The 15,462-nt window shown below is 60.4% G+C and carries 14 protein-coding genes and 1 pseudogene; 10 read left to right on the top strand and 5 right to left on the bottom strand.

Annotated elements, in window-relative coordinates:
• Positions 1-78: 78 nt before the first annotated feature.
• The 4 genes and pseudogenes from bhcR (at position 79) to PH552_RS07565 (ending at position 3,318) form a co-directional block, all read left to right on the top strand.
• The gene (bhcR, locus tag PH552_RS07580; protein ID WP_112344723.1) at positions 79-888 is read left to right on the top strand and encodes an HTH-type transcriptional regulator BhcR; all 810 of its coding nucleotides are present in this window, start codon (positions 79-81) and stop codon (positions 886-888) included.
• A 137-nt stretch (positions 889-1,025) separates the two neighbouring features.
• Positions 1,026-1,330: pseudogene (locus PH552_RS07575) on the top strand (type II toxin-antitoxin system RelE/ParE family toxin).
• Positions 1,323-1,616 carry an addiction module antidote protein gene (locus PH552_RS07570; RefSeq protein WP_112344722.1) on the top strand — a complete coding sequence of 98 codons (294 nt, stop codon included), beginning with the start codon at positions 1,323-1,325 and terminating at the stop codon, positions 1,614-1,616. Before PH552_RS07575 ends, PH552_RS07570 begins: the two are co-directional and overlap by 8 nt.
• Before the next feature lie 409 nt (positions 1,617-2,025).
• A complete protein-coding gene (locus PH552_RS07565; RefSeq protein WP_113250468.1) occupies positions 2,026-3,318 on the top strand; it encodes an NCS2 family permease in 1,293 nt (430 codons plus the stop codon).
• Positions 3,319-3,568: 250 nt separating this feature from the next.
• On the opposite strand, the gene PH552_RS07560 is transcribed toward PH552_RS07565, so the two are convergent.
• Positions 3,569-4,054: an ureidoglycolate lyase gene (locus PH552_RS07560; RefSeq protein ID WP_113250469.1), complete on the bottom strand. Its 486-nt coding sequence runs from the start codon at positions 4,052-4,054 to the stop codon at positions 3,569-3,571.
• Positions 4,055-4,097: 43 nt separating this feature from the next.
• Positions 4,098-5,543 carry an allantoinase PuuE gene (gene puuE, locus PH552_RS07555; protein WP_169643248.1) on the bottom strand — a complete coding sequence of 482 codons (1,446 nt, stop codon included), beginning with the start codon at positions 5,541-5,543 and terminating at the stop codon, positions 4,098-4,100.
• Between the two features lie 159 nt (positions 5,544-5,702).
• Here puuE and uraH point away from each other — a divergent pair, with 159 nt between their 5' ends.
• Genes uraH through xdhC form a run of 4 tightly spaced genes read left to right on the top strand, consistent with a single transcriptional unit; the run spans position 5,703 to position 10,770 of the window.
• The gene (uraH, locus tag PH552_RS07550; protein ID WP_112344718.1) at positions 5,703-6,068 is read left to right on the top strand and encodes a hydroxyisourate hydrolase; all 366 of its coding nucleotides are present in this window, start codon (positions 5,703-5,705) and stop codon (positions 6,066-6,068) included.
• A gap of 3 nt (positions 6,069-6,071) precedes the next feature.
• Positions 6,072-7,556, top strand: coding sequence for a xanthine dehydrogenase small subunit (xdhA, locus tag PH552_RS07545; protein WP_113250471.1), 1,485 nt, complete (start codon positions 6,072-6,074; stop codon positions 7,554-7,556).
• 3 nt (positions 7,557-7,559) lie between these two features.
• Positions 7,560-9,914 (top strand): xanthine dehydrogenase molybdopterin binding subunit, encoded by a 2,355-nt coding sequence (xdhB, locus tag PH552_RS07540; RefSeq protein WP_169643250.1) that lies wholly within the window; start codon positions 7,560-7,562, stop codon positions 9,912-9,914.
• A 4-nt stretch (positions 9,915-9,918) separates the two neighbouring features.
• On the top strand, positions 9,919-10,770 hold the full coding sequence (xdhC, locus tag PH552_RS07535; protein ID WP_112344715.1) for a xanthine dehydrogenase accessory protein XdhC: 852 nt from the start codon (positions 9,919-9,921) through the stop codon (positions 10,768-10,770).
• On the opposite strand, the gene PH552_RS07530 is transcribed toward xdhC, so the two are convergent.
• The 3 genes from PH552_RS07530 to PH552_RS07520 all read right to left on the bottom strand — a co-directional run bounded on the left by PH552_RS07530 (position 10,760) and on the right by PH552_RS07520 (position 12,476).
• Complete coding sequence (locus PH552_RS07530) at positions 10,760-11,200, bottom strand: type II toxin-antitoxin system VapC family toxin (protein ID WP_113250473.1); 441 nt, start codon at positions 11,198-11,200, stop codon at positions 10,760-10,762. The two genes, xdhC and PH552_RS07530, sit on opposite strands and share 11 nt — an antisense overlap.
• Before the next feature lie 2 nt (positions 11,201-11,202).
• A complete protein-coding gene (locus tag PH552_RS07525) occupies positions 11,203-11,454 on the bottom strand; it encodes a type II toxin-antitoxin system Phd/YefM family antitoxin (protein WP_095438739.1) in 252 nt (83 codons plus the stop codon).
• Between the two features lie 83 nt (positions 11,455-11,537).
• Positions 11,538-12,476, bottom strand: a complete 939-nt coding sequence (locus PH552_RS07520) for a LysR family transcriptional regulator (protein WP_113250474.1) — start codon at positions 12,474-12,476, stop codon at positions 11,538-11,540.
• Positions 12,477-12,616: 140 nt separating this feature from the next.
• Between PH552_RS07520 and PH552_RS07515 the strand changes: the two genes are divergently transcribed.
• Together PH552_RS07515 and guaD are read left to right on the top strand one after the other, a co-directional pair.
• A complete protein-coding gene (locus PH552_RS07515) occupies positions 12,617-13,855 on the top strand; it encodes a urate hydroxylase PuuD (RefSeq protein WP_113250475.1) in 1,239 nt (412 codons plus the stop codon).
• Positions 13,852-15,204 carry a guanine deaminase gene (guaD, locus tag PH552_RS07510; protein WP_113250476.1) on the top strand — a complete coding sequence of 451 codons (1,353 nt, stop codon included), beginning with the start codon at positions 13,852-13,854 and terminating at the stop codon, positions 15,202-15,204. The genes PH552_RS07515 and guaD overlap by 4 nt, the downstream gene beginning before the upstream one ends.
• Positions 15,205-15,462: the final 258 nt, after the last annotated feature.

Here is a 15,462-nt window from a genome sequence, read left to right as displayed (position 1 = left end):
TGTTGACTTTTTTCATTATATGAATGATTTTTTCATCATAAAATTTTTCTGGAAATGGCTTCAAGGAGACGATGATCGATGCCTGCCGAAACGCGCCGACGCGGGCGCCCAAAAGCCTTCAACGGCCCTCAGACACAAAATACGATCCAGGCGCTCGATCGCGCATTGGACGTGCTCGATGCGCTTTCGACGCCCGAGGGCATGACACTTTCGGAACTCGCCGGGAAGCTCGACCAATCCGCAGCGACCATGCACCGCGTGCTTGCAACGCTGGAGCGCCGCGAATTCGTCGAGATCAGCCCCGATCGCCAGGTATGGTATATCGGCCCGGAGGCATATCGGCTCGGCTCCGCCTTCCTCCGGCGCACCAACGTCGTCGAGCGAAGCCGCCCGATCATGCGGGAGCTCATGCTGGAAACGGGTGAGACCTCCAATCTGGGCATCGAGAAGGACGGAAATGTCCTGTTCATCAGCCAGGTGGAGACCCACGAGTCGATCCGGGCGTTTTTTCCGCCGGGATCGCTGTCGCCGCTGCATGCCTCCGGCATCGGCAAGGCGCTGCTGAGCACCTATGACGACGATCGCCTCGCCACGCTTTTCAAGAAAAAAGAGCTGGAGCGCTTTACCGAGAACACCATGCGCTCCTTCGACCAGTTGCGCGAGGAGCTGCAAAAGACACGGGACCGCGGCTATTCCTTCGACGACGAGGAGCGGACAAAAGGAATGCGCTGCGTGGCGGCGCCCATCCTGAACGTGCATGGAGAAGCCATAGCAGGCATTTCCGTCTCCGGGCCGAAGCATCGCCTCCAGGACGCCGACATCCATCGGATCGGCGAACGGGTGAGGAGCGCTGCCGGAATGGTGTCCCGTCGTCTCGGGGCTCCGTGAGATCGAGCAACCTTACCATGGAATCCACCAGCGGCTCGTGTGCGGGATGAACCGTTCCGACTGGAGACGTCTATTCCATCGCTGGACCCGAAAGGAAGGACGTTGCACATATGTAGTTTTTAGACTACATTTCTCTCATGATTGAGTTAAAGCAAACTGCGATCTTCGCAAAATGGGAATCCCGCCTCCGAGACAAGCGAGCCAAAACCATTATTGCAGCGCGACTGATGCGGTTGGCCGAAGGCTTGCCGGGCGACGTCGAACCCGTAGGCGAAGGCGTTAGCGAACTGCGGATTCACTACGGTTCCGGATATCGCATCTACTTCAGCAGCGCGGAAATCTCCTGATCGTGTTGCTATGTGGCGGAAACAAAGGATCGCAAGCCCGCGAGATTGCCGCCGCCAAGAAACTGGCTAAAGAATGGAATGCACAAGATGACTGAAAAACTAACTACCTACGACCCTGCCGCCGCACTGGTGGACGATGAAGAAATCGCCGCTTTCATGGCGGATGCTTTTGAAACTGGCGATGCGGCCTATATTGCCAAGGCGCTTGGCGTTGTCGCCCGCGCTAAAGGCATGACCGAAATATCACGCAAAACCGGGCTGTCCCGGGAACAGCTCTACCGCTCATTTAGTGAACGCGGAAATCCAACACTCAAGACAACACTTGCAGTGATGCGTGCACTTGGCGTTGACATCACTGCCAAGGCCCATACCGCGCATTGACCTTACCCAATGGCTCGGGGCGTAATTGTGCCATTTGCGCTAAATGGGCTGTGTGGGACAACGATGAGCCTCTTGTAGATCAAAGCCCGGCGCAGAATAAGTTGGCTTTGCCGCCGGGAACGCTATAGAGTGGATGCAGTACTATGGTGTCCGATCGATGGCGTATTGGCACTCTCTTCCGCAAGTCCATCCCCAGAGCGCAACTCGACTCTCTCGGAAATAGTCTGAAAATCTAGAATGTCTTTCGCAAATTGTAGGGAAATCCGGCTCTAGCGCCCGGAGCCTTTAAAAGCGCACAATCTCTCCCGCCACGAAACGCCGGTCACAGGCGCTTCTCGCGCCCGCATCGGAGGAGATGCGGGCAAGCCCCATGACATTCATGAGCGCCTGAAACGCTTAGGGAGGAACGATGCTTGAACGACTTTTCAAATTGAGTGAACACGGCACGTCCGTGCGCACCGAACTCATCGCGGGCGTGACGACGTTCTTGACGATGTCCTACATCATCTTCGTCAATCCGGATATCCTGTCGGCCACCGGCATGGACCGCAATGCGATATTCGTCGCCACCTGTCTTGCCGCGGCGCTGGGTTCCATCGTCATGGGGCTTGTTGCCAATTGGCCGATCGGCATGGCGCCGGGCATGGGGCTCAACGCCTTCTTTGCCTTCACCGTCGTCGCCACACTTGGATTCAGCTGGCAGCAAGCGCTCGGCGCGGTCTTCATCTCGGGCGCCATCTTCGTTTTGCTGACGGTCACCGGCGTGCGCAGCTGGCTGATCGCCGGCATACCGCGATCGCTCAGAAGCGCGATCGCTGCTGGTATCGGCCTCTTCCTGGCGATCATCGCGCTCAAGAGCGCCGGCATCGTCGTTGCCAACAAGGCGACGCTCATCGGCCTTGGAGATCTGAAGCAGACGGGCCCGCTTCTTGCGATCTTCGGCTTCTTCGTCATCGCCGTACTCGACGCGATGAGAGTCAGAGGCTCGATCCTGATCGGCATTCTTGCGGTCACAGTCCTTTCCTGGATCCTCGGCGTCAGCCAGTTCCACGGCATCGTTTCGGCACCGCCATCGATGATGCCGACCTTTCTGCAGCTCGACATTGTGGGCGCCCTGCACGGCGGCCTGATCCACATCATCCTCGTCTTCGTGCTCGTCGAGGTCTTCGACGCCACCGGAACGCTGATCGGTGTCGCCAAGCGGGCGAAGCTTCTCGAGGAAGGCAAGCCGAACCGCTTGAGCCGGGCTCTGCTTGCCGACAGCGCGGCCATCGTCGCCGGCTCGCTGATGGGCACCAGCAGCACGACGGCTTATGTCGAAAGCGCCTCGGGCGTTCAAGCAGGCGGCCGCACCGGCCTGACGGCACTCACCATCGCCGTGCTTTTCCTGGCGTCGCTGTTCTTTTCACCGCTCGCGGGCTCCGTTCCCGCCTATGCAACCGCACCGGCCCTGCTCTATGTCGCCGGCCTGATGATGCGCGAGTTGACGGAGATCGAATGGGACGACCTGACCGAGGCGGCACCGGCAGCGCTGACGGCACTTGCAATGCCGTTCACCTACTCGATCGCCAACGGCCTTGCCTTCGGGTTCATCAGCTACGTCGTCCTGAAGGTCTGCACCGGGCGCTGGAAGACACTTCATCTGGCAACGCAGATCGTAGCCGCCTTGTTCATCGTTCGCTTCGCCTTCTTCGCGGGCTAGCCAAAACGCTGCACGTCAAGGGAGCCGGATCACCCATTGCGGTGGTCCGGCTCCCAATCTGTTTGCAGTCCTTGGCTTGACCAACGCGGACACTCTAAGGTCCGAAATGCCGCGCATCTCAAGGATGAGTAATTCCCAAAAACGTCGGCGGAATGCTGTATGTGAAAGGCAGGGCCAAAAGCGAGGCATCCAAATGAGAAAGGGGCGTCGGAATTGCGGCGCCCCTGTTTCATTTAAACCGCTCCGCTGATTAGCGGATCAGGAATGGCTCGGCAAAGAAGTGCTCTTCCAGATTGACACCCTCGCCGCCACGATCCACGACGGCAAAATCCGAGACGCCGTCGAGTGGTGTAAGGATGCCATGCCAGACATTGCGGCCGATATTGACACCCTGTCCGGGCTTTGCGCGAAAAGCCAAAGGCTCTCCCGGCCCATTTGCGGTTTCCTGTGCGACGACAACCAGAAACGGATTGTCGGTCAGCGGTATGAAGGCCTGGCTGCCAAGCGGATGCCGCTCCACCATCTTCAGCTCAAGCGGCAGCCTGTAAGGCTCGCCGCGCAGCAGGCTGATCATCGCGCGCGCTTTCTCGCCGGTCGTCTCGACTTTTGCGAGATCATGATATCGCACACATTTGCCGGCATTGATGGGGTAATTATAGGCCCCTTCCATCTCTATCACTTCGCCGAAAGGGAAGAAGGCAACACGCGTCAGCGGCTGAATCTCGATCACTTTCATTCACGCTCTCCTCATTTGTGCTCTTGACGTGCGATAGCCGACCTCATGCGGCACTCCGATCCAGCCCTTCTTCATCGGGAAGCATGGCGACAAGCCGCAGGAACGCGATGCGCTCCACCTGCCGGCAGGCATTGGCGAATTCAGCGTCGCGATCATTTTCGATCCGGGTCTCGAATGCAGCGAGAATCCCGGATTTCGTGTGATCGCGCACGGCGATGATGAATGGAAAGCCGAACTTGGCGACATAGCGGTCGTTGAGATCGGTGAAACGCGCCCGCTCGTGGTCCGTTAGCACGTCGAGCCCGGCGGATGCCTGCTCTTCCGCGGAGTTCGTCGTCAGACGCTTCGCCTGCGCCAGTTTGCCGGCAAGATCCGGGTGGGCGACGAGTACGCCGAGCCGTTCTTCCTCGCTTGCCGCCCGGAACTGGAAGGCGAGCGCGGCATGGAGGCCAATCGCCGTATCGTTTGCCGGCGAAAGCTCGTCTGCGAAGGCGCGATGGGCGATCCAGGGCGAATGTTCGAAGACGCCACCGAACCGCTCGACAAAGGCACCCTCCGGCATTTGCGAGGCCCGCTCCGAGACCGGCCCTGGCGGATACGTCTTCGCCCAATGCTCGGCGATATCGACGCGGCGGGCGATCCAGACCTTTTCATGGCTCTGGATGTAGTCGATGAAGCGGGCGAGCGCCATGATGCGCCCCGGACGTCCGATCAGCCGGCAATGCAGGCCGACGCTCATCATCTTCGGGCGGCCGGCTGCACCTTCGGCATAGAGCGCATCGAAGGAATCCTTCAGGTAGGTGAAGAACTGATCGCCACTGTTGAAGCCCTGCGGCGTCGCAAAGCGCATGTCGTTGGCATCGAGCGTATAGGGAATGACGAGTTGGTGGCGGCCGCCATGCTCATGCCAATAGGGAAGGTCGTCGGCATAAGTGTCGGAGATGTAATCGAAATCGCCCGCTTCCGTCACCAGATCGACAGTGTTGACCGAACAGCGGCCGGTATACCAGCCGCGCGGGCGCTCGCCGGTAACGAGCGTATGCAGACGGATTGCCTCGGCGATCGCCGCTCGCTCCTCTTCATGCCCCATATCCTTGTGTTCGACCCACTTGAAGCCATGCGATGCGATTTCCCAGCCGGCCTCCTGCATGGCGGCGACCTGCGCTGGCGAGCGCCTTAGCGCGGTTGCAACGCCGTAGACGGTGACGGGCAGTCGTTTCTCGATGAAAAGCCGATGCAGACGCCAGAAGCCGGCGCGGGCGCCATATTCATAGATCGATTCCATGTTCCAGTGGCGCTGGCCCGGCCACGGAGCAGCGCCGACGATTTCCGACAAAAAGGCTTCGGATGCCGCATCGCCATGCAGCACGCAATTCTCGCCGCCCTCTTCGTAATTCAGGACGAACTGCACGGCGATGCGCGCCTCGCCCGGCCATTGAGCCGCAGGCGGCGTCCGGCCATATCCGTGCATGTCACGGCAATATCGCATGAAACACTCCTCCAAATGTCGTCGATGGCAAATGTCTAACCGCAAATCGCGCGCGCTATTCCCCTTGGAAATTTTGAAAGTCTCGAACGTTACAGCTGCTTTTCAGGGGAATGAGCCTGGCGGATAGTGAAGGCAGAAGCGCTACGTTCGGGAGAAAACATGCAGCCTCATTCGCCAGGAGCCGGCCGGCTCACGACCCACGTGCTGGATACCGCGCTCGGCAGGCCTGCAAAGGGCCTGCGCGTCGATCTCTACCGGATCGAGGGCGAGGCGCATCACCATCTCAAATCCGCCGAGACCAACGCTGACGGCCGCTGCGATGCGCCGTTGCTATCAGGCGAAAGCATGAAGGCCGGTACCTACGAGCTGCGCTTTCATGCCGGCGATTATCTTGACCGCTCTGGCGATGGCCCGATGTTTCTGGATGTCATTCCGATCCGTTTCGGTCTTGCAGACGAAGGCGCGCATTACCACGTGCCGCTCCTCCTCTCGCCCTACGGCTACTCCACCTACCGCGGGAGCTGAGCAATGACATCGACGACAATCCGCTCCGAACTTCATTTCATTCTCAACGGCCGGGACATTGCCCTTAACGACGTCGCGCCGGACCAGACGCTGCTCGACTGGCTGCGCCTCTCCCGCTCGCTGAAGGGCACCAAGGAAGGCTGCGCCGAGGGCGACTGCGGCGCTTGCACCGTGCTTGTGGGACGGCTGACGCCCGCAGGCGGTCTCGTCTATGAGGGCGTCAACGCCTGCATTCGCTTCCTTGGATCACTCGACGGCTGTCATGTGGTCACCGTCGAGCATCTTGCCCCGAGCGGCGAGCACCTGCATCCGGTACAGCAGGCGATGGTCGACTTTCACGGTTCGCAATGCGGTTTCTGCACACCGGGCTTCGTCATGTCGCTCTACGGGCTTTGGATGCAGACGCCGAACCCAACGGATCAACAGATCGAAACGGCGCTCCAGGGCAATCTCTGTCGCTGCACCAGCTATGAGCCGATCCTGCGCGCTGCCCGCTCCATCTCCAATTATGGCGGGACAAAAGACGACCCGCTGCTGATCGAACGCGAAACCATGATCACGCGCCTGCAAGCCCTTCGCGATGGCGCCCGCGTCGAAATCGGCGAGGGTCGTAATCGGCTTATCGTGCCTGCGAACCTTGATGACTTCGCCTCGGTTCTGGAAGCATCGCCGACGGCAACGGTGGTGGCCGGCTCGACCGATGTCGGCCTCTGGGTCACCAAGCACATGCGCGACATCACGCCGGTCATCTTCATTGCCGGGCTGCAGGAGTTGAAATCGATCATCGTGCATGACGGCATCATCTCGATCGGTGCGGGCGTCACCTATTCCGAAGCGATTGCGACGCTCTCCCAGCATATTCCGGCGCTCGGTCCGCTGATTGCCCGCATCGGCGGCCAGCAGGTACGCAATATGGGCACGATCGGTGGCAACATAGCCAACGGCTCCCCAATCGGCGATACCCCGCCTCCCCTGATCGTGCTCGGCACCTCACTGACGTTGCGCAAAGGCTCCGTCCGTCGCACCATTGCGCTGGAAGACTTCTTCATTGCCTATGGCAAGCAGGACCGCCAGCCGGGCGAATTCGTCGAGGCCGTGCATATTCCAGTTCCGGCAGCGGACGAGAAATTCGCGGTCTATAAGGTGACGAAGCGACGGGACGAGGACATTACCGCCACGCTCGGCGCCTTCCGGCTGGCACTTGGCGAAGATGGCACGGTTGCCGAAATCCGGATTGCCTATGGCGGCATGGCCGCGACGCCGAAACGGGCCTTCGCCGTTGAAAAGGCATTGCTCGGCCAGCCCTGGAACGAGACGACGGTGGAGATGGCGATGGAGAAATATGCCGAGGATTATGCGCCGCTGACCGATATGCGCGCCACGGCGGAATATCGTGCGCTGGCGGCAAAGAATCTTCTCTTGCGTTTCTACCTGGAAACGACCTCCAGCGCCGCACCGGCCCAGGTGTCCAGATATGAGGCCGCATAAGCCATGAACAAACACGCTTCCGATCTCAAGGCCGACACCATCGTCGGCGGCGTCCATTCCAGCCCCCGTCATGACTCCGCCCATAAGCATGTCTCAGGTACGGCCGTTTATATCGACGACATAACGGAACCAACCGGTACGCTTCACGCCGGTCTTGGCCTATCCACCGTTGCCCACGGCACCCTGAAATCCGTCGATCTTTCCGCCGTCCGCGCCGCCCCCGGCGTCGTTGCCGTGCTCACCCATCAGGATGTGCCCGGCGTCAACGATATCTCGCCCTCCTATATGCATGACGATCCCGTGCTTGCCGCCGGCAAGGTCGAGTTTCATGGTCAGCCGATCTTCTGCGTGATCGCCGAAACGCGCGATGAGGCGCGGCGTGCTGCGCGGCTGGCGAAGATCGAGTACGAGGAATTGCCTGCCGATATCGACATATGGGATCTCGATGTCTCGACCCATAGGCAGGTGGTTACACCGCTGACGCTGGAACGCGGTGATGCGGCGGCCGCCCTTGAGAGTACGCCGCGGCGCTTGACGGGCCGCATGCGGCTCGGCGGCCAGGATCATTTCTATCTCGAAGGCCAGGTCTCGCTTGCCGTGCCCGGCGAGGATGACGAGGTTGTCGTCTACTGCTCCACCCAGGGCCCGAGCGAGACGCAGCATATGGTCGCCCATGCGCTGGGCGTCCCGAGCAATGCTGTTACGATTGAGGTTCGCCGCATGGGCGGTGGTTTTGGCGGCAAGGAAACCCAGGCAAACCAATGCGCTGCGATCTCGGCCATCGCCGCCAAGAAGCTGAAGCGCGCCGTCAAAATCCGACTCGACCGCGACGAAGACATGATCGCGACCGGCAAGCGGCACGATTTTGCCATCGACTACGATGTCGGCTTCGACGACGAGGGACGTATCCTTGCCGTGGACTACACCTTCGCGCTTCGCGCCGGCTTCTCTGCCGACCTCTCAGGTCCGGTCGGCGACCGCGCGCTGTTCCATTGCGACAATGCCTACTTCTTCCCGCATGTTCACGCGAAGTCGGCGCCGCTCTATACTAACACCGTCTCCAACACGGCCTTCCGCGGCTTCGGCGGTCCGCAGGGGATGGTCGGTGCCGAACGCGTTATCGACGAGGTGGCCTTCGCCGTCGGCAAGGATCCGCTCGACATCCGCAAGCTGAATTTTTACGACGCGATGGGTGTCGATGGCGAACGTAACCTCACCCCCTATCACCAGAAGGTCGAAGACTGCATCATCCAGCGCATCGTCGCCGAGCTGGAGGAAAACGCGGATTATGCCGGGCGCCGCAAGGCGATCGCCGAATTCAACGCCAAGAGCCGCATCGTCAAGCGCGGCATCGCGCTGACGCCGGTCAAATTCGGCATTTCCTTCACCAAGACGGAATCGAACCAGGCCGGCGCGCTGGTGCACGTCTATAGCGACGGCTCCGTGCACATGAACCACGGCGGCACCGAGATGGGGCAAGGCCTGCATCTGAAAGTGGCGCAGGTCGTGGCGGAAGAGTTCCAGATCGATCTCGACCGGGTGAAGATCACCGCAACGACGACGGCCAAGGTGCCGAACACCTCGCCGACTGCAGCTTCTTCCGGCGCCGATCTCAACGGCATGGCGGCGCAGAATGCCGCGCGCCAGATCAAGGACCGGCTGATCGCCTTTGCCGCCGAAAGCCATCAAGTTCCGCGCGAGCAGGTGATGTTTCTGCCCAACCGCGTGCGGATCGGCGATATCGAGATGTCCTTCAGCGATCTTATCAAGAAGGCCTATATGGCTCGCGTCCAGCTTTCGGCCGCCGGCTTCTACAAGACGCCGAAGATCCATTGGGACCGCAAGGCGGGCCGCGGCCATGCCTTCTACTACTATGCTTATGGCGCTGCCTGCTCGGAGGTGTCGATCGATACGCTGACCGGAGAATATGTCGTTGAACGCACCGATATCCTGCACGATACCGGCCGCTCGCTGAACAAGGCGATCGATATCGGGCAGGTCGAGGGCGGCTTTATCCAGGGCATGGGATGGCTGACGACGGAGGAGCTCTGGTGGGACGGCAAGGGGCGGCTTCGAACGCACGCGCCCTCGACTTACAAGATCCCGCTTGCATCCGACCGGCCAAAGATTTTCAATGTGGCTCTGACCGATTGGTCGGAGGCCTATGAGCCGACGATTCATCGGTCCAAGGCGGTCGGCGAGCCGCCGCTGCCACTCGGCCTTTCCGTCCTGCATGCCCTTTCGGATGCCGTGGCGAGCGTCGCCGACCACAAGATCTGCCCGCGTCTCGACGCGCCGGCGACACCCGAACGGGTGCTGATGGCGATCGAGCGTCTCAAGGCGGCGAAGAAGGAGTAAGATCATGTCTGCCGCCCGTGAAGATATCCGGGATTTCCTGCGCCGCGAACCGGCATCGATCCTCGTCGAGGTCATCGGTGTCGCAGGTTCGGCACCACGCGATGCGGATGCCTGGATGCTGGTGTCGGAACGGGCAATCTTTGCGACGATCGGCGGCGGGACACTGGAATATATGGCGATCGACCAGGCACGACGGGCACTGCGCTCCGGCCTTGCGGCGGAGCCGATGAACGTACCGCTCGGTCCGGAGATCGGCCAATGCTGCGGCGGCCGGGTGGGCCTCGCCTTCACCGTCGTCAGCCCCAGGCTTGCGAATGATCTCATAGCTCGGAGTGATCGCGAGATGGCCGCACGCCCACATGTCTATGTTTTCGGCGCCGGTCATGTCGGCGATGCCCTCGCCATGGCGCTTTCGCTGGCGCCGTTACGCGTGGTGCTTGTCGATACGCGAGAAGAAGAACTCGTCGCCAGCACCGTGCCGGGCGTTGAGACCTGTCTCACGGCCATGCCTGAGGCCGTCGTACGCGATGCGCCGGCCGGCAGCAGCTTCGTCATTCTCACCCATGATCACGCACTCGACTTCCTGATTGCCGCCGAGGCGCTCAAGCGCTCGGATGCCGCCTATGTCGGCATGATTGGTTCCAAGACGAAGCGCGCCACCTTCCGCAACTGGCTGTGGCGCGAAAGCGGTCAGGCCGAGCTTTTCGATCGCCTCGTCTGCCCAATCGGCGGAACAGCAGTAAAGGACAAGCGTCCCACGGTCATCGCCACGCTTGCCGCCGCCGAGATCATGACGGCGGCGCTGAGCTGGACGGCTGCAGCACAGCTGGCCGCGACAAAACCTGTTATCGGATAACAGGCAACTGCTTGAAGGGATTGGCGAGCGGCACGCCAAGCGGCGCGAAATGCCGCTCATTGGCCGTCAAAACGGTGAAACCATGAGCGGCAGCAGTCGCGGCGATGGCAATGTCCTCGAAGCCGGGGTCGTGAGCACGCGCCCTGTCAAGCATCAGGCCAGCATGCCGCGCCTCCTCAACTCCGAAGGGCAGGATACGGCCGGCATAGAAATGTTCCACCGCAGCGAGCCAGCGGCGCAAGTGCTTCGCCTTAGTCGTCGCCCCAATCCTAACCATGCGGGCGATGCCTGCCTCGATCTCGGCGATGGTGATCGCCGAAAGATAAAGCCGGTCACTATTCGCGCGCAGCCAGGCAGCGAATGCCTCAACGCCGACTTGGCGCTTGGTCGGCGCATCGGCCGATACGATATTGGTATCCAGAAGATACAAGATCAGAAGCCGTTTCCACGCAATGAACGCGCGGGTTTTCGCGATCGCTCTGGAATATCGGCGGGCTCGCCGGGAAAGGCGAGAAGCAGATCGGCGAAATCAGGTACTCTGGAGACGCGTTGCCATTCCTCGAAGGAAACCAGCACCGCTTCCTTCCGGCCATGGCGGGTAATAACGGTCGGCTCACCGGCCACGGCTTGATCGACCACGGCGGAAAGCGTCGCCTTCGCATCCTTGAGCTGGATTTCCTTCATATCCGTTTCTCCATATGACCACTGATAGTCATATATGCTTTCGCTGGCTTGATTCAAGCGGAGATCAATCTGTCGCCTTCGGATCACGAGACCGCAGCGCCTGGCTCGTCCTCGAGCAGCTTGCCGATCAGCCGCTGACAGCGCTCCGCCATGAAATCGATCATCAGGCGGACCTTCGGATCCTGGAAGCGCTTATGCGGATAGATGGCGGCGAGCTGAACCGAAGCGGGTGGGCTCTCCTTCAGGATTTCGACCAGTCGGCCTTCCCTGAGATAGGCCTTCACCTCGAACAACGGCTTGTTGATGATGCCGCGATCTTCCAGTGCCCATTGGGTCAACACGTCGCCGTCATCGCTGTCATAAGGGCCTGCGACCTCGAACTTCCGAGGGCCTTCCGCCGTTACAAGCATCCAGTAATATTCCTTGGAGCCGGGATAGCGCAGCAAAAGACAGTCATGCTTGTCGGCAATCAATGCATCCGCGGTCGGCGGCACGCCGCGCTGCGCCAGATAGGCGGGCGACGCGCACAGCACCCGCTCGCAATTGAGGATGCCGCGCATGCGCAGGTTGGAATCCTCCAAGACGCCAAGCTTGAAGGCGACGTCGACGCCCTCGGCAAGGATATCGACATTGTGGTCCGACAGGCGCACGCGCACCTCGATATCCGGATATTTGTCGTGAAACTCCGGAATGCCCGAGGCGATCAGCCGCCGGCCGATGCCAAGCGGCGCGGTGATCCTTAGCGAACCCTTCGGATTTCGCGAGAGATCGGCGATCGCCGCTTCCGCCTCATTGACAGCCTCGATGATCTTCACTGCCTTTTCATAGAAGACACGGCCATGTTCGGTCGGCGAGAGCTTACGCGTCGTGCGGTTGAACAGGCGCACGCCGAGGTGACGCTCGAGTTCCTTGATGCGGTTGCTCGCCACCGCGGGCGTGACGCGCTGGTCGCGGCCTGATGCCGAGAGAGTACCGAGTTCGACCACGCGAACGAAGACGCGGACATTATCAAGATAGGACATGGCTCTTTCTACCACATCGGCGGGCGGAACAAACCAGAGTTCATCTTATAGATTTTTTTGAAAGTGTTGCCGGATTAACCGGGATTTTCGAGAAAATGGAGGGATGGCAAACACTCCCATAGAGATCGGGAGGAGTTCCCATGTATGAATATGCCATCGCCTGGGACTGGCTGACCTTCGCCGTCCGCTGGCTGCACGTCATTACCGCCATCGCCTGGATCGGTTCGTCGTTCTATTTCGTAGCACTTGACCTCGGCCTGAAAAAGCACCCCGCCCTGCCGCCGGGAGCCTATGGCGAGGAGTGGCAGGTGCATGGCGGCGGCTTCTACCATATCCAGAAGTATCTGGTGGCGCCCGCCAACATGCCGGACCATCTCGTCTGGTTCAAATGGGAAAGCTATGTCACCTGGCTGTCGGGCTTCGGCATGCTCTGTCTCGTCTATTACGCCGGCGCCGATCTCTACATGATCGACCCGGCCGTGCTCGACGTCTCCAAGCCGGTGGCAATCGCCATTTCGCTCTGCTCGATCGCCGGCGGCTGGCTCCTATACGATCTGATCTGCAAATCGCCTTTCGGCAACGACAATACGCGGCTGATGGTGGTGCTCTATTTCATCCTGGTGGCGGTGGCCTGGGGCTATACCCATCTCTTTACCGGCCGTGCCGCCTTCCTGCATCTCGGTGCCTTCACGGCGACGATCATGTCGGCCAATGTCTTTTTCATCATCATTCCGAACCAGAAGATCGTCGTCGCCGACCTGCTTGCCGGGCGCAAGCCCGATCCGAAATACGGCAGGATCGCCAAGCAACGCTCCACGCATAACAACTACCTGACGCTGCCCGTGCTGTTCCTGATGCTGTCGAACCACTACCCGCTGGCCTTCGGCACGCAGTTCAACTGGATCATCGCCTCGCTCGTCTTCCTGATGGGCGTCACCATCCGCCACTGGTTCAATACCCGCCACGCCAATGCCGGCAACCCGACTTGGACCTGGCTGATCACCGTCGTGCTTTTCATCGTCATCATGTGGCTTTCGACCGTGCCGAAGATCCTGACCGGCGAACCCACGACGAAGATCTCTGCCATCCAGCAGCCCTTCATAACGGCGCAGGATTTCCCAAAGGTCCGCGATACCGTGATGGGTCGCTGCTCCATGTGCCATGCGAAGGAGCCAAGCTGGGAGGGCATCGTCGCTCCGCCGAAGGGGGTGATGTTCGAGACCGATCGCGATATCGCCGCCCATGCGCGCGAGATCTATCTGCAGGCCGGCCGTAGCCACGCCATGCCGCCCGCCAACGCCTCTCACATAACCGACGGGGAGCGCCGCCTGCTCGTCTCCTGGTATGAAAGTGCCGTCAATGGGGAGAAGACCCAATGAATGAAATCCTGATCCGGGGCCGCGTGCTGACCTTCCTCGCCGAGCCGCAAGGCATCGACGATACCGCCTCCTATCGCTATATCGACGACGGCGCGGTCTTCGTTCGCGATGGCAAGATCGTGGAAATCGGTGCCTATGACGACATTCGCAAACTGGCCGATGCCGGCATCAGAATCGCGGATCATCGTCCGAACCTCATCCTGCCGGGCTTCATCGATACACACCTGCATTTCCCGCAGACGCAGGCGATCGCGTCTTACGGCGCGCAGCTGCTCGAATGGCTGAACACCTATATTTTCGTCGAGGAGCAGAAGTTCGCCCGCGCCGCCCACGCAGCTGAAGTCGCCGATCGCTTCATGGACGAGCTCCTGTCGAACGGCACCACGACGGCCGTCGCCTATTGTTCGGTGCATCCGGAAAGCGTCGATGCCTATTTCGCGGCAGCCGAAGCGCGCGGCATGTGCATGATCGGCGGCAAGGTGATGATGGACCGCAACGCGCCGGATGCACTGCGCGATACGCCGCAGCGCGGCTACGACGAGACCAAGCGGCTCATCGACAAATGGCACCGCCGCGGCCGCGTGCATTATGCCATCAGCCCGCGCTTTGCCATTACCTCGACTCCCGAGCAGATGGAGATGAGCAAGGCGCTCGTTGCCGAACACCCGGATTGCTATGTCCAGACGCATCTCTCGGAAAATCGCGATGAGATCGCCTTTGCCACATCTCTCTATCCGGAGGCCAAGGACTATACCGATATCTACGCCCGCTACGGCCTTCTCAACGACCGTATGCTGCTCGGCCATTGCATCCATATGAGCGAACGGGAAGTCGCGGTGCTCGCCGAAACCGGCGCGGTCGGTGTCTTCTGCCCCACCTCGAACCTCTTCCTTGGTTCCGGGCTCTTTAACGCAGCGGAGTTCGACAGGCTTGGTGCGCGCTGGTCGGTCGCAACCGATGTCGGCGCAGGGACCAGCTTTTCCATGCTGGAAACGATGGACGAGGCCTACAAGGTGCTGCATCTGCAGGGGCAGCGGCTGACGCCGTTCAATTCCTTCTACCGCATGACGCGCGGCAATGCGCTGGCGCTCGGCCTGGAGAAGCAGATCGGCTCGCTCCAGGCAGGCGCGGATGCCGATATCGTCGTGCTTGATTCCAGCGCCAAGTCGGCAATGGAATTCCGCATGCGCACGGCAACCTCGCTTGCCGAAGAGCTGTTCATTCTCCAGACCATGGGCGACGACCGCTGCGTCAGCGAGGTCTATGTCGCCGGCAGGGCCATGAAGACGAAGAATGCAAAGCATCAGGCAACGGTAAGTCGAAAACCGGAAGCCGCCCTCTTCGCATAAGGATTTCCATACGGCTTCGATCTCTCTGGGAAAACGGGCGTAGGGCCCGATGGGAAAATGAAGCGCGCTTTCGCTGGATGACAGGTCTGGAGACCGGTCCCGGCGTCGCGCGCATTTTCGCTTCATCAGTGAGAATATTATTCCAAAATCATTTCGGAAATTAGCAAATCACTATAGGCTGAGATCGACTCGGCTGCGCATGCGCTTTGGGAGAGTTTGCCACGCCCGCCGAGCAAGACAATCCGATGAAGAAAAGCC

Origin of the sequence: Rhizobium aureum, assembly GCF_030182495.1 — a bacterium.
Lineage (GTDB): Bacteria > Pseudomonadota > Alphaproteobacteria > Rhizobiales > Rhizobiaceae > Rhizobium > Rhizobium tropici_C.
Note: the sequence above shows the minus strand (reverse complement) of the source record. Positions and strands in the feature narration are given on the sequence as shown.

Excerpts from the sequence above, each read along its gene's own strand:
- guaD (WP_113250476.1), top strand. The coding sequence starts at position 13,852 with ATGAATGAAATCCTGATCCGGGGCCGCGTGCTGACCTTCCTCGCCGAG.
- xdhB (WP_169643250.1), top strand. The coding sequence starts at position 7,560 with ATGAACAAACACGCTTCCGATCTCAAGGCCGACACCATCGTCGGCGGC.
- xdhC (WP_112344715.1), top strand. The coding sequence starts at position 9,919 with ATGTCTGCCGCCCGTGAAGATATCCGGGATTTCCTGCGCCGCGAACCG.
- puuE (WP_169643248.1), bottom strand. The coding sequence starts at position 5,543 with ATGCGATATTGCCGTGACATGCACGGATATGGCCGGACGCCGCCTGCG.
- PH552_RS07525 (WP_095438739.1), bottom strand. The coding sequence starts at position 11,454 with ATGAAGGAAATCCAGCTCAAGGATGCGAAGGCGACGCTTTCCGCCGTG.
- bhcR (WP_112344723.1), top strand. The coding sequence starts at position 79 with ATGCCTGCCGAAACGCGCCGACGCGGGCGCCCAAAAGCCTTCAACGGC.
- PH552_RS07560 (WP_113250469.1), bottom strand. The coding sequence starts at position 4,054 with ATGAAAGTGATCGAGATTCAGCCGCTGACGCGTGTTGCCTTCTTCCCT.
- PH552_RS07565 (WP_113250468.1), top strand. The coding sequence starts at position 2,026 with ATGCTTGAACGACTTTTCAAATTGAGTGAACACGGCACGTCCGTGCGC.
- xdhA (WP_113250471.1), top strand. The coding sequence starts at position 6,072 with ATGACATCGACGACAATCCGCTCCGAACTTCATTTCATTCTCAACGGC.
- PH552_RS07520 (WP_113250474.1), bottom strand. The coding sequence starts at position 12,476 with ATGTCCTATCTTGATAATGTCCGCGTCTTCGTTCGCGTGGTCGAACTC.
- uraH (WP_112344718.1), top strand. The coding sequence starts at position 5,703 with ATGCAGCCTCATTCGCCAGGAGCCGGCCGGCTCACGACCCACGTGCTG.
- PH552_RS07515 (WP_113250475.1), top strand. The coding sequence starts at position 12,617 with ATGTATGAATATGCCATCGCCTGGGACTGGCTGACCTTCGCCGTCCGC.
- PH552_RS07570 (WP_112344722.1), top strand. The coding sequence starts at position 1,323 with ATGACTGAAAAACTAACTACCTACGACCCTGCCGCCGCACTGGTGGAC.